This is a genomic window from Azorhizobium doebereinerae UFLA1-100, assembly GCF_000473085.1.
GTDB classification, from domain to species: domain Bacteria; phylum Pseudomonadota; class Alphaproteobacteria; order Rhizobiales; family Xanthobacteraceae; genus Azorhizobium; species Azorhizobium doebereinerae.
Map to the genome: position 1 here is coordinate 32,320 of NZ_AXBA01000011.1, position 12,164 is coordinate 44,483.

Genomic DNA, 12,164 nt, shown 5'->3' on the forward strand with positions numbered 1-12,164 from the left:
GCCTCCCCCGGCGCGCCGCCGGGTGCGAGGCCGCTTGCCTGCTTCCCAGGAGATCCCCCAATGTCCGCTCCTCGTCCCTATAACGACCTCCACGATCATCTGGACGCTCTGCGCGAGAAGGGGCTGCTGGTCACCGTGGACCGGCGGATCGACAAGGACAGCGAGATGCACCCCTTGGTGCGCTGGCAGTTCGTCGGCGGCATGGACGAGAAGGACCGCAAGGCCTTCCTGTTCACCAACATCGTGGACGGCAAGGGCCGGCCTTACGACATCCCCGTGGTCGTGGGCGCCATGGCGGCCAACCGGGCCGTCTACAGCGTCGGCATGGATTGCGACCTCGACAAGATCCAGGCCAAGTGGGACCACGCGATCGCCCATCCCATCGATCCGCTGGTGGTGAACGATGCACCCTGCCATGAGGTGGTCCACGAGGGCGAGGCGGTGAAGGGCGAGGGCAACGGCCTCGACCGTCTGCCCATTCCGGTCTCCACCCCCGGCTTCGACAGCGCCCCGACGCTGAGCGCCACCAACGTCATCACCAAGGATCCTCTCACCGGCATCCAGAACATGGGCACCTACCGTGCCGCGCTGAAGGCCCCGGATCGCCTGGTGGTGCGCATGGCCACCCGCGTCGGCGGAGCGGGCGGGTACCAGCATTATCTCGCCCACCAGAAGCGCGGCGACACCGAAATGCCGGTAGCCATCGTGCTCGGCTGCCCGCCCTATGTGGCCTTCATGGGTCCGCAGAAGCTGCCCATCGGCGTGGACGAATTCACCGTGGCTGGCGGGCTGGCGGGGGCGCCCATCAATGTGGTGCGGGCACGCACCGTGGACCTGCTGGTGCCGGCCGAGGCCGAGGTGGTGATCGAGGGCTATATCGACACCACGCGGGTGGAGCCGGAGGCGCCGTTCGGGGAATCCCATGGCCATATTGCGCTTGAGGAGTTCAACATGCCCATGCGCGTCACCGCCATCACCCATCGCCGGGATGCGGTGATCCCCTCCTATATCAGCCAGGTGGCGCCGAGCGAATCCAGCGTCATCAAGCGCGTTGCCTACGAGCCCTTGTTCCTCGCCCATCTGCGCGACACGCTCTCCATCAAGGGGGTGAAGAAAGTGTCGCTGCACGAACCGCTCACCGGCCTGCTGCGCGTCACCATCATCACCCTGGAGCGGGACGTGCCGCGCACCGAGGTGTGGCGCGCGCTCTATGGCGCGGCCTATTTCAAGGGCGACTGCTCGAAGATCTGCATCGCCATCAATGACGATATCGACCCGGACAATGGCGACGCGCTGCTGTGGGCCATGGGCTACAGGTCAAACCCCATTCACGATGTGCAGACCCTGGCCCACCGCGGCGCCGGCCACGGTCCCAAGCGCGAGAGCGCACAGGAGGAGGATTCCACACTCCTGATCGACGCCACCATGAAGTCTCCCATGCCGCCGCTCGCGCTGCCCAAGCGGGAGTTCATGGAGAAGGCCAAGACCATCTGGGAGGAACTGGGCCTGCCCGCCTTGCGCCCGCAGGCGCCCTGGTTCGGCTATTCGCTGGGCGATTGGATGCCGCAGTGGGATGAGGCCGCCGCCCGCGCGGTCGCCGGCGACTATCTGGTGAACGGCCGCAACAGCCTTGCCGCGCAGCAGCCCGGCCTGAAGCCCGAAACCAAGTTTCGGCCGACCTGAGCGGCCCGGCCGATCGGCGGGGCTGCCCGGCCCGTGCGGGGCAACCGGCTGGTGGGCGCCCCCAGGCCATCGGCGCGCCGACGCTGTATGTCGCCGGCGGCGCGCACTGCCATCGGTTTCTGAGGAGCGCGCGTCGCCGGTGCGCCGGCCAACTCAGCCGGCGAGTAAGCGCACGGGCGCACCGGCACGCCAGGCGAGGATGTCTTCGACGCAATCGTCGAAGAACTGGGCATAGGTCGTGTCGGTCACGTAGCCGAGGTGGGGGGTGAGCACCACGTCGTCGCGCTGCCGCAGGGGGTGGCCGGCGGGAAGCGGCTCCTGATCGAAGACATCGAGGCCCGCGCGCAGGCCGCCGGCATCCAGGCGGGCGATCAATGCCGCCTCGTCCACCAGCGGGCCACGGGACGTGTTCACGAGGATCGAGCCGGGCTCCAGCCGCGCCAGTTCGGGAGCGCTCACCACGCCTCGTGTCCGGTCGCTCAGTACCAGGTGGATGGTCACCACGTCGGCGCGATCGAACAGTTCCTCCTTCGCCACCAGTTCGGCGCCTGCGGCAGCGGCGCGGTCGGCGGTGAGGTTCTGGCTCCAGGCGATCACCGGCATGCCGAAGGCCCGGGCGATGGAAGCCATGCGCGCGCCCATCTTGCCCAAGCCCACCAGGCCGAGCGTGCGGCCTTCCAGCGTCGTTCCCAGCGTGCGCTGCCATCCGCCGTCTCGAACGTTGCGGTGTTCCTGCGGGATGTGACGGGCGCAGGCGAGGATGAGCCCCCAGGCCAGCTCCGGGGTGGCAAAGCTGGAATCCCCGCCGCGCGTGTGGCAGATGACGACGCCGCGCGCCTCGGCAGCCGCGAAGTCGATGGAGCGAGTGCGCACACCCGTCACCACCATCAGCTTCAGGTTCGGCAGCCTCTCCAGCAACTCCGCCCGAACCGGCATGCGCTCGCGCATCAGGCACAGGACGTCGAACGGAGCCAAGGCCTCTGCCTGCGCGTCCAGGGTCGGCAGATGCTGGTCGAACACGGTGATTTGGGCATCGGGGCCGAGCCGTTTCCAGTCGGCCATCTTCAGGGCGACGTTCTGGTAGTCGTCCAGGATGGCGATGCGCAGTGCAGCCATGGGGGTGATCTCGTCTCTGAAGGGGAAGGAGGCCCAAGACTGCATGTCCGGGCGCCGCCGTACAGCGCCGATGCGATCACGATAGCGCGCCGTCCACCGGTGTCAGGCCGCTTCCAGACCCATCATCGCCCGGCGCAGGTCCTCCGGGTCGATGCTGCCGGCGCTGCGGTCGATGGTGCGGATGATGCGGCCATGGGACAGCACATAGGCGCGGGCGGCAAGGTCCACCGCCTGGAAGAAGCTCTGCTCCGCCATGAGGATGGTGAGGTTCTGCTCGGCCTGGAGCGCGCGCACGGCCTCGAACACCTGGGCCACGACGATGGGCGCGAGGCCCACCGAGGGCTCGTCGATGACGACGAGGCGCGGCGAGGTCATCAGCGCGCGGGCGATGGCGAGGAGCTGCTGCTGCCCTCCGCTCATGGTGGAGGCCCGCTGGGTCCTGCGCTCCCGCAGCAGGGGGAAGGTCGCGTAGCAGAATGCAAGATTGCGCGCGAGGTCGTTGCGGGCGCGCGGGCAACTGCCCGCGAGCACGAGGTTCTCCTCCACCGTGAGGTTGGGCACCAGCCGGCGGCCCTCCGGCACCAGGGCGATGCCCTCGTTGACGATGCGGTGGGGCGGCAGCTTCGTGAGATCGACGGTGCGGCCGTCCCACTCCAGCAGAATGCGCCCGCGCGTGGGTTTGACGAAGCCGAGGATGGCGTGGAGCAAAGTGCTCTTGCCATTGCCGTTGGTGCCCAGCAGCGCCACGAACTCGCTTTCGTTCAGCTCCAGCGAGACGTCGTGCAGCACGGCCACCGCGCCATAGCCGGCGCTGAGGTTTTCAATGACGAGCCTGTTCACCGAAATAGACCTTCTGAACGAGCGGATCATTGGCGATGGCATCCGGCAGGCCGTCGGCGATGAGCCGACCGGTCTCCAGGCAGATGATGCGGTGGGAGAAGCGCATCACCGCATGCATGATGTGCTCGATCATGATGACGGCGACGCCGCTCTCGTTGAGGCGTTCGAGGATGGCGAGCACGTCGTCGATCTCGCGGTCCGACAGGCCCGCCATGGCCTCGTCCGCGATCAGCACTTTGGGCCGCCCCGCCAGCGCCCGCGCCAGCTCCAGCTTGCGCAGTTCGAGTTGGGTGAGGCCGCCGGCCTCATGGCCGGCGCGCCCGGCAAGGCCCACGGAGGCCAGAACCTCCATAGCGCGGGCGCGCGGATCGGCCACATCATGGAGATGATCGAGGGGCACCAGGAGGTTCTCCAGCACGCTCATGCCGGTGAATGGCTTGGGGATCTGGAAGCTGCGCGCCAGCCCCATGCGGGCACGCCGGTGCGGTGCAAGGTCGGTGACCTTGCGGCCGAGGAACCAGACCTCGCCCGCGCTCGGCGTGAGGGTGCCGGTGAGGCAGTTGATGAGGGTCGTCTTGCCCGACCCATTGGGCCCGATCACTCCGAGCCGCTCGCCGGCTTTGAGTGAAACCGAGATGGGGCCGAGCGCCCTCAGCGCCCCGAAGCTCTTCTCAACATTCTCGACCAAGAGGATGGGATCGCTCACTGCCGGCCCTTTCTCAGCGTGTCGACGAGGCCGAGGATGCCGTCCGGCGCGGCGGCGACGAAGCCGATGAGGACGACGCCGACCAGCAGAATGTTGAGTTCCGAGGAAATGGTGATGGTGGCGGCCTGCTGCACCGAGCCCAGCAGCACGGCCCCGATGATCGGCCCCGGCCAGGATTTTTTGCCCCCGATCAGCGGCATGGCGATGGCGTTGAGGGCGAGGGCAAGGCCGAACACCGTCTCCGGCTCGATGAAGGAGGCATAGAAGACCAGCGGCGCGCCGGTCATGGCCAGGATCGCGCCCGATATGGCGCAGGCGGAGAGCTTGAGCCTGAACGTGGGCACGCCCGCGCACTCGGCGGCCTCCTCGGAAGCCCGCAGCGCGCGGAAGCCCCGGCCCACCCAGGAGATCTCGATCCAGCGGGCGCAGGCCACCGCCAGCACGGCGATGCCCAGCATTACCAGGAACACGAACTGCACCTGCCCGCCGGTCCAGGCGGGCGGCTCGGGCGGCATCAGGGCAAGGCCACTGGCCCCGCCGAGATAATCGATGTTCAGCACCAGCGTGTGCATCATCACCACCAGCGCGATGGTGGCGATGGCGAAATAGACGCCCTGCACGCGCAGCGTCATGTAACCCATGAGCAGGCCGAGCCCGCCGCCCACCAGCGCCGCCGCCGGCAGGCAGAGGAAGATGGAGGCGCCATATGCCTTCAGCAGGAAGGCCCCTGTATAGGCGCCGGCGCCATAGAAGGCGGTGGCGCCGAAATTGATGTAGCCGGCATAGCCGCCCAGCACGTTCCAGCCCGTGGCGAGGGCCACCTGCTGCACGATGATGAAGGCGGCGAAGAACACGTAGGGGTTGGCGATGGTCTGCGTCAGGACGGCGCCCAGGGCGAGCACTGCGAGAGCGCAGGCGCAGAACACCAGGGTGCGGGCCTCCGGTGCCCGCGCGGCGGCGGGCGGGGGAGCGGCGGTCATCAGGGAGGTCTTCGCGGTCATCGGTGCGCTCCGAACAGGCCCTCGGGGCGCAGCGCCAGGGTGGCGAGCAGGATGGAGAAGGCGACCGCCGGTGCCCAGGACGGGCTAGCGAAAGCGGAGACCATGGATTCCGACACGCCGATGAGGATGCCGGCGGCGATGGTGCCGGGCAGTGAGCCCATGCCCGCCAGCACCACCACCGCAAATGTGCGGCCGATCATCAGCCGCCCGCCGAACGGGTCCACGGGGCCGATGATGATGAGCGCGGCGCCGGCGACGACGGCGGTGGCCGCGGCGATGCCGAAGGCGTGGCGCTTGATCCAGCGCGGGTCGATGCCGCTCACCGACAGAGCGCGCTCGTCATGGGCCACCGCGCGGATGGCGATGCCCGCGTGGGTAAAGCGCAGGTAGAGCCAGAGCAGGAGGATCATGACCGGCGCCAGCAGCGCCGGCACCAGCAGCCGGTAGGGCAGGGACAGGAGGCCGATGGTCAGGCTCTGGCCCACATAGGCGACGCTGACCGATTGCTGGTTGGTGCCGAACTTGATGAGCAGCGCCGTCTCCACCACGAGCGAGACGCCGAAGAACAAGGTGAGGGCATTCATGGTGTCGGCGGCGCCGCGCCGCTCGAACAGGCGAGCATAGAATTCGTAGAAGCCAAGGCCGGCCACATAGAAGGGCACGAGGGCGACCAGCGCCACCAGCAGCGGATCGAAGCCACAGGAATTGCCCACGGCCACCACATAGGCGCCGGCCACCACGAAGGCGGGATGGGCGATGTTCGGGATATGCAGCAGGCCGAACGTCACGGCGAGGCCGAGCGCCAGCGCGGCATAGATGCTGCCGAGCATCACGCCGGTGCCGATGGCGTTGACGAACTGGTCAAGAAACATGGTCGGCGCTCCGGCGGGGTGGAGGCGTACCGGCGGCGACCGCCGCCGGCGCGCGGAGGGCGATCACGCGCCGCGCGCTTTGAGGAACGGCTGCGCCAGCTCGCCCGACTTCAGCGCCGGCGGATCGAGGATCACCTGCCGTCCCGCCTGTCGGAACTGCTCGATGTCATTGCCCTTGATGCCCTGGAACTGCGTCATCAGCACCCGCCGCTCGGTCCAGTCCCCCAGTTCGTTGAAGGTGGCGGTTCCGACCAGGGTCTTGACCGGATTGGCATGCAGCCAGGTCGCCATGGCCGCGCTTTCGGTGGAGCCGGTGGCCGTCACCGCGGCGGCGATCAGCTGACCCGCCACATAATAGAAGGGCGGGATGTAATAGCCGAGCGCGTCGAGCTTCTCCGGCACGGCGATGGCGGTGTAGCGGTCGAGGAAGCTGGTCACCGCCGGGGTGACCATGGTGGGCTCCGGCACGAACAGGTTGAAGTTGACGATGCCGTTGAGCGAAGAGCCCAGCGCCTGGAGGGTCGCCGCATATTGCGGGCCCACCATGGCGCCGCCGAACAGCTTGACACTGTCGCCGATGCCCACTTCCGACAGGCCGCGGATCAGCGCGCTGCTGTCTGGCGGATAAGAGCAGACGAACACCGCGTCCGGCGTGGCGCCGCGCAGGTTCCGCAGGATGGCGGAAAAGTCGGAGGTGTTGGGCGGATAGCTCTGCTCGAACACCACCTCCTGCCCCAGTTCCTTCGCCGCCGTCTTGCCGCCGGCGGCAGAGACCTTGGCGAACTCCACGTCGGCGTTCAGCACCGCGATGCGCTTGCACCCCGCCGCCTTGCCCACCTCGAAGAAGCCGCGCGCCCAGTTCACCTTGGCGTCCGGCCCCCAGGGGGCGCTGTGGAAATAGCGGTCGCTCTTCACCCCGTCATTGCCGGCGAGGGCGAACATGCCGGCCATGAAGCGGCCGCGCTGCTTGATGAAGGGCATCACCGGGGCAGACAGCACCGCGCCATAAGGCGAGACGAGGATGTCCACCTTGTCGATGTCCACCAGCTTCGAATAGATGCTGGGGATCTGCGCCACAGTGCTCTGGTCGTCATAGGTGACCAGCTCCACCTGGCGGCCCAGCAGGCCACCGGCGGCGTTCACGTCATCGCGCCAGAGCTGGAGGCCGACGAGCCCCGCCTTGGTGGAGGACAAGGGGCCGGTCATGGAAAAGCTGGCGCCGATGCGGATCGGCCGGTTCTGCGCGCGTCCCGTGGTCCACACGGCGGGCGCGGCCAAGGCGAGGCCGGTGGCGGCGGCGAGTTTGCCGAGGCGCCTGCGGGAAATGGTCATGATGTCCTCCCCAATCCATGTCAACGAGGCGCTGTTCCCGCGCCATTGCCGCCGGTCGCGCCGCTGGTCAGAGCGCGACCGAGGGATAATCCTTGCCGTTCCAATGCTGGAGTCTGGCGGCGAACTCCCGCTGGAAGGCGAGGGGACCGCTCCGGTGCATGTAGTCTTCGTCGTACAAGGCGATGAAGATGGTCAGTGACAGGAAGAAATGGGCGCCCATTTCGAACAGCGCCACATAGTCGTGCGCGATGAGCGCTTCGCGCTCAGCCTCGGTGAAGCCGGTGACGGAGGTCCGCTCGGTCTCATTGAGGCGGGGGCCTATGGACTGTTCCCAGGTGGTCACGAAGGACCGTGGGTCCTCCTTGTAGCGCTGGAGGTAGTTCGGATTTCCATCCACGGTGTAGAGGAACTTGTTCACATAATACTTGCTCATGCGCGTCCCTCCTCCGGATACCAGGTCAGATAGGCTTCACGGGTGTGGTAGAGGTCGAGGCTGTCCACATAGGCGGCCTTCTGCGGCCCGGCGATGCCCATCATCAGGATGAGGTCCATGAAGCCGTGGGTGGCGTTGCCCGCCTTGGTCATGCTCTCATGGGTCACGTTCTCCAGGATCGCCTCGATGTTGCCGGTGGAGAGCCATTCGATGGCCTGGAGGTCGAACTCCGGGTCCGGGCCGTGCTCGCCGAACTGGCGCGGCCCGCCAAGCTCCAGCGACAGATGGCCCGAGCCCACGGCGGCGATGCGCTGGTCGGAGGGATAGGCGTCGATGACTTCGCGGATCGCCCGCCCGAGGTCCCAGAAGCGCCGGGGCGATGGCAGCGGCGGCGCGAAGATGTTGGTGTAGATGGGCACCACCGGCAAGTCCGCCTGCGGGCGGGTGGTGATGATCGGGCAGATGATGGAATGGTCGATCTTCAGCTCGTGGCTGAAGGAGAAATCGAAGCCCCGATCCAGAAGCCCCTGGTGCATGAAGCGCGAGAGATCCTCGTGCCCTTCCAGCACGTATTTCGGCAGGCCGAACTCGCGCTCCTCATTGTAGAAGGTGGCGTCGTAGCGGGGCGCCTTGCCAATGAGGAAGGTGGGGTAATTGTCCAGGAAGAATTGATGAAAGTGGTCCGCGCCGACCATTACCAGGATGTCGGGGGCGGCGCGCGTGAGGGTCTCGCGGTAGGCTTCCACCTTGCGCTTCCATTCCGCCGCCTGGGGGATCTGCTCCTCCACGGGGGCGGTGGTCGCCTTCAGGTAGAAGGGGTGATGGGTGGTGGCCAGTACGGCCGCCAGAGTCGCCATAATTTCCTCCCCGATGCGTTCTTGCTTGGCTGTTCTTGTGGTCAGGCCGTCTGTTCCAGTATCGCGGCCACGCCCCGCGCGGGCCAATTGTGCCGGTCGCCCCCCAAGGCGCGGCGGATCCGGGCGCCATCCTCGTCCACCGTCGGCGCCGCCTTCACCGCATGGGCGCGCTGATGGTCGAAGCTGAAGGCGGGGCGCACCGAGAAAGAGGCACCTTCCGTGCGTTCGTTCACCGGGACGATCACGCCGAGATGGTTCACCTGCGGGTCTTCGACCACGTCCGGAATGGAATTGATGGGCGCATAGGGCACATCGAACGCCGCGAAGCGCTCCACCCACTCCGCGCGGTCGCGCTGCGCGAAGATGGCGTTCAGTTCGTCCGACAGTTCCAGATAATTGTCGATGCGCTTCAGGCGGACGGAGAAGCGCAGGTCGGCGGCGAGCTGCGTCGCGCCGGTGGCCTCCACCAGCGCGTCCCAGAACTTGTCGAGGGAGGAGAGGTGGAAGGCGAACAGCTTCCCATCCTTGCAGCGCACGATATAGGCCTGCGCGAGGCGCGGCCGGTCGATGCCGGTGGGCTGCTCGCCGAGCGCGAAATAGCCCATGAAGGGCTCCACCGCGAAATGCATCATGGCTTCGAGCATGGAGATTTCCACCAGCCGCCCCTTGCCGGTGCGCCCTCGTTCGACCAGAGCCCCGGCAATGCCCAGCGCCGCATAGATGCCGGTGATGGCATCCGCCAGCGCCGGCCCGATGAAGCGCGGCTGCTCGGGATCGATGGCGACGCCCAGGAAGCCGCTCACCGCCTGCGCGACGGAATCGTAGACCGGCCGCTTGGCATAAGGCCCGTCCTGGCCGAACCCGCTGATGGAACAATAGACGAGACGCGGATTGATGGCGTGCAGCGTCTCGGCGTCCGCCCCGATGCGTCCCGCTGCGCCGGGGCGGAAGTTCTGGATGTAGACGTCGGCATTGCGGATGAGGTCGTAGAAGACCTCCTTGTCGGCCTCGGCCTTCATGTCCAGGCAGATGCTGCGCTTGTTGCGGTTGTAGGCCTGGAAATGGGCGCTGTAGAAGCCGGTCTTGAAGCTGCGGTAGGGATCGCCGTTGCCGGCGCTTTCCACCTTGATGACATCGGCACCGAGGTCCGCCAGCATCATGCCGGCGCAGGGGCCGGTGATGAAGGTGCCCTGTTCCACGATGCGCACGTCGTTGAGAACGCCGAACATCCCGAATTCCTCAATTCTCGTTGGCGACGAAACCGTCAGGGGCGGGACCGTCATAGGTGATGGCCGACGAGGCGGCATGGGACATCAGGAAGCCGATGGGGTGGACCTGCTCCTCCAGCAGATGGCCGATCAGGCCGGCGGCGCGCGCCAGCAGCGGCACCCCGCGCAGGGCGAGCAGCGGGTAGTCCGCATCCAGCAGCACGCAGGGGATGGCGCTGGATACGTTCATCACCAGTGGCCGGTTGATGAGCTCCGGCAGCAGCCGCTCCACCGCCAGCGCCACCTCGCAATGGCGCCCGTGCAGGCCGAGCTCGCGGGCGATGGCCAAAAGGCGCGCGGCGCGGGGATCGGCCCCCTTGTGCAGGGGGTGGCCGTAGCCGGGGATGGCGCGCTTGGCGGCGCGATAGCCGCGCACGATCTTGGCGATGGCCGCGTCCAGCGAAGCGCCGGTGGCGTCCTGCTCGGCGAGGATTTCCGCGAACAAAGCGCCGGCATCGGCGGAGGCGCCGAGAATGACGGAGCCGCATCCCAAAAGGCCGGCGGCCACCGCCCCCTGCAAGGCTTCGGGCGCAGAGGCCAATGTCATGCGCGCCGCCTGCACGCTGGGCACGAGGCCGTGCTCGGCGATGGCGACCAGGGTCGCGTCCAGCATGGCGCGTTGCGCATCGGTGGGCAGGGTGCCGGCGACGAGCAGCCAGGTGTGGTCGGTGAAGGTGATGCGGCCGATCAGGTCGTTCACCAGGTCATGGCCGCGGACGAGGATGGTATCGGGATTGGATCCCGAGATGCCCGTGGTGGGCGAGGTTTCAGCACCGATCTTCAAGGTTGTTCTCCCAGGTGGGCCGGGTCCGCCGACATGGTGGATCCGGCGCGCCTGAAGCCCGGCGCGGCGGCACAATGCGCGGCCGCGGGCGCGGCACACGGCGGCGCAATCTCCACCACGACGGTGTTCGGGCGCATGGCGTTTTCTCCGGCAAGCTCCGCCCTGAACGGTACGGGCTTTATTATTTTCGCTGAGCGAATTTTTATTCGCCATAAGCGTGCGGTGAGGCGGTGGGCATGTCAAGAGAAGAAGTGCAGTTTAAAGTCTGCGGCATGGCGCACCGCAACATGCCGGCCAGCTTGACAGAGACGGCAATTCTGTCCCTACATCGAATATATTTTCGTTAGACGAATATTCGCCACGTGTTCGGTAACCGGAAGGATGCCTAGCATCCCGCAACGGCGGAGTGACACTCATTTCTGAGATGCCGGCCCCCAGCGCCAAGGCCGCGGACGAGCCTGTGCCCGACCGTGGCGGCACGGAATTCGTGGAGGCCCTTGCGCGTGGTCTCGCCGTTCTGGAGACCTTCGATGCGGGGCATTCGGAGATGTCGCTGACCGAGATCGCGCGGCGCACGGGCATGAGCCCCGCGACCGCCCGGCGCAGCCTCCACACCTTGGCCGCGCTGGGCTATGTGCGTCATCACAACAAGCGCTATGTGCTGGCCGCACGCGTTCTCGCCCTCGGCGCGTCCTATCTGCGCGCCGCCCATGTGGAAGAGGCGCTGATGCCGGAGTTGCGGCGGCTCGTCGCCCAGTTCGGCGACGCCTCCTCCGTCAGCATTCTCGACGGGCCCAACATCCTCTACGTGGCTCATTGTTCGGAGCAGCGCGCGTCCCGGCCGGCGGCGACCATCGGCGCGACCTATCCGGGCTATGCCACCTCCATGGGGCGCGTGATGCTCTCGCGGATGCCGCCGGAAGCCATCGAGATGTATCTCGCCCAACTCCGCCCCGCCAAGCTCACCGAGCATACCGAGACCGATATCGGAAAGCTGCGCCAGATCCTCGCCGAAGTCCGCCAGCTCGGCTATGCGGTGGTCGTGGATCAACTGGACTATGGGGTCACCTCGCTCGCCGTTCCCGTAAAGGATCACACCGGGCGGGTGGTCGCTGCCGTCAACAGTTCCGGCTATTCCGGAAAGCTCAGCGCCGACCGTCTCGTCGCCGAACGCCTGGCCGAATTGCAGATGTCCGCGGCGCGCATCACCCAGGTCTTCGCGCGCTACCCGGCGCTCCTGTATTCGCTCCGCCATGCCGGCTAGGCTCTGGC

General features: G+C 67.2%; 12 protein-coding genes. 2 read left to right on the forward strand and 10 right to left on the reverse strand.

Annotated elements, in window-relative coordinates; translation table 11 throughout:
* Positions 1-60 precede the first annotated feature (60 nt).
* A complete protein-coding gene (locus tag YU1_RS0109220; protein ID WP_029003814.1) occupies positions 61-1,683 on the forward strand; it encodes a UbiD family decarboxylase in 1,623 nt (540 codons plus the stop codon).
* A 153-nt stretch (positions 1,684-1,836) separates the two neighbouring features.
* Here the strand turns inward: YU1_RS0109220 and YU1_RS0109225 are convergent, their stop codons facing one another.
* From YU1_RS0109225 to YU1_RS0109270, 10 genes are all read right to left on the reverse strand, one after another.
* Positions 1,837-2,799 (reverse strand): D-2-hydroxyacid dehydrogenase family protein, encoded by a 963-nt coding sequence (locus tag YU1_RS0109225; RefSeq protein WP_035714689.1) that lies wholly within the window; start codon positions 2,797-2,799, stop codon positions 1,837-1,839.
* A gap of 102 nt (positions 2,800-2,901) precedes the next feature.
* Positions 2,902-3,639 carry an ABC transporter ATP-binding protein gene (locus YU1_RS0109230; RefSeq protein ID WP_035714690.1) on the reverse strand — a complete coding sequence of 246 codons (738 nt, stop codon included), beginning with the start codon at positions 3,637-3,639 and terminating at the stop codon, positions 2,902-2,904.
* Positions 3,620-4,345 (reverse strand): ABC transporter ATP-binding protein, encoded by a 726-nt coding sequence (locus YU1_RS0109235; RefSeq protein WP_029003817.1) that lies wholly within the window; start codon positions 4,343-4,345, stop codon positions 3,620-3,622. Before YU1_RS0109235 ends, YU1_RS0109230 begins: the two co-directional genes overlap by 20 nt.
* The gene (locus YU1_RS0109240) at positions 4,342-5,346 is read right to left on the reverse strand and encodes a branched-chain amino acid ABC transporter permease (RefSeq protein WP_084539771.1); all 1,005 of its coding nucleotides are present in this window, start codon (positions 5,344-5,346) and stop codon (positions 4,342-4,344) included. The genes YU1_RS0109235 and YU1_RS0109240 overlap by 4 nt, the downstream gene beginning before the upstream one ends.
* Entirely contained in the window at positions 5,343-6,218 is an 876-nt protein-coding gene (locus YU1_RS0109245) for a branched-chain amino acid ABC transporter permease (protein ID WP_029003819.1), read from the reverse strand. The genes YU1_RS0109240 and YU1_RS0109245 overlap by 4 nt, the downstream gene beginning before the upstream one ends.
* Before the next feature lie 63 nt (positions 6,219-6,281).
* Entirely contained in the window at positions 6,282-7,550 is a 1,269-nt protein-coding gene (locus YU1_RS0109250; protein ID WP_035714692.1) for an amino acid ABC transporter substrate-binding protein, read from the reverse strand.
* Between the two features lie 67 nt (positions 7,551-7,617).
* The gene (locus YU1_RS0109255; protein WP_029003821.1) at positions 7,618-7,983 is read right to left on the reverse strand and encodes a hypothetical protein; all 366 of its coding nucleotides are present in this window, start codon (positions 7,981-7,983) and stop codon (positions 7,618-7,620) included.
* A complete protein-coding gene (locus YU1_RS0109260) occupies positions 7,980-8,840 on the reverse strand; it encodes a DODA-type extradiol aromatic ring-opening family dioxygenase (protein ID WP_029003822.1) in 861 nt (286 codons plus the stop codon). Before YU1_RS0109260 ends, YU1_RS0109255 begins: the two co-directional genes overlap by 4 nt.
* Before the next feature lie 41 nt (positions 8,841-8,881).
* Entirely contained in the window at positions 8,882-10,069 is a 1,188-nt protein-coding gene (locus YU1_RS28760; RefSeq protein WP_051356681.1) for a CaiB/BaiF CoA transferase family protein, read from the reverse strand.
* Positions 10,070-10,079: 10 nt separating this feature from the next.
* Entirely contained in the window at positions 10,080-10,892 is an 813-nt protein-coding gene (locus YU1_RS0109270) for a citryl-CoA lyase (RefSeq protein ID WP_029003823.1), read from the reverse strand.
* Positions 10,893-11,298: 406 nt separating this feature from the next.
* Here YU1_RS0109270 and YU1_RS0109275 point away from each other — a divergent pair, with 406 nt between their 5' ends.
* Positions 11,299-12,156 (forward strand): IclR family transcriptional regulator domain-containing protein, encoded by an 858-nt coding sequence (locus tag YU1_RS0109275; protein ID WP_245263276.1) that lies wholly within the window; start codon positions 11,299-11,301, stop codon positions 12,154-12,156.
* The last annotated feature ends 8 nt before the right edge of the window (positions 12,157-12,164 follow it).

What these genes read in the sequence shown, in the direction of transcription:
- YU1_RS0109220 (WP_029003814.1), top strand. Translation starts at nt 61, where the DNA reads ATGTCCGCTCCTCGTCCCTATAACGACCTCCACGATCATCTGGACGCT.
- YU1_RS0109225 (WP_035714689.1), bottom strand. Translation starts at nt 2,799, where the DNA reads ATGGCTGCACTGCGCATCGCCATCCTGGACGACTACCAGAACGTCGCC.
- YU1_RS0109240 (WP_084539771.1), bottom strand. Translation starts at nt 5,346, where the DNA reads ATGACCGCGAAGACCTCCCTGATGACCGCCGCTCCCCCGCCCGCCGCC.
- YU1_RS0109245 (WP_029003819.1), bottom strand. Translation starts at nt 6,218, where the DNA reads ATGTTTCTTGACCAGTTCGTCAACGCCATCGGCACCGGCGTGATGCTC.
- YU1_RS0109250 (WP_035714692.1), bottom strand. Translation starts at nt 7,550, where the DNA reads ATGACCATTTCCCGCAGGCGCCTCGGCAAACTCGCCGCCGCCACCGGC.
- YU1_RS0109255 (WP_029003821.1), bottom strand. Translation starts at nt 7,983, where the DNA reads ATGAGCAAGTATTATGTGAACAAGTTCCTCTACACCGTGGATGGAAAT.
- YU1_RS0109260 (WP_029003822.1), bottom strand. Translation starts at nt 8,840, where the DNA reads ATGGCGACTCTGGCGGCCGTACTGGCCACCACCCATCACCCCTTCTAC.
- YU1_RS28760 (WP_051356681.1), bottom strand. Translation starts at nt 10,069, where the DNA reads ATGTTCGGCGTTCTCAACGACGTGCGCATCGTGGAACAGGGCACCTTC.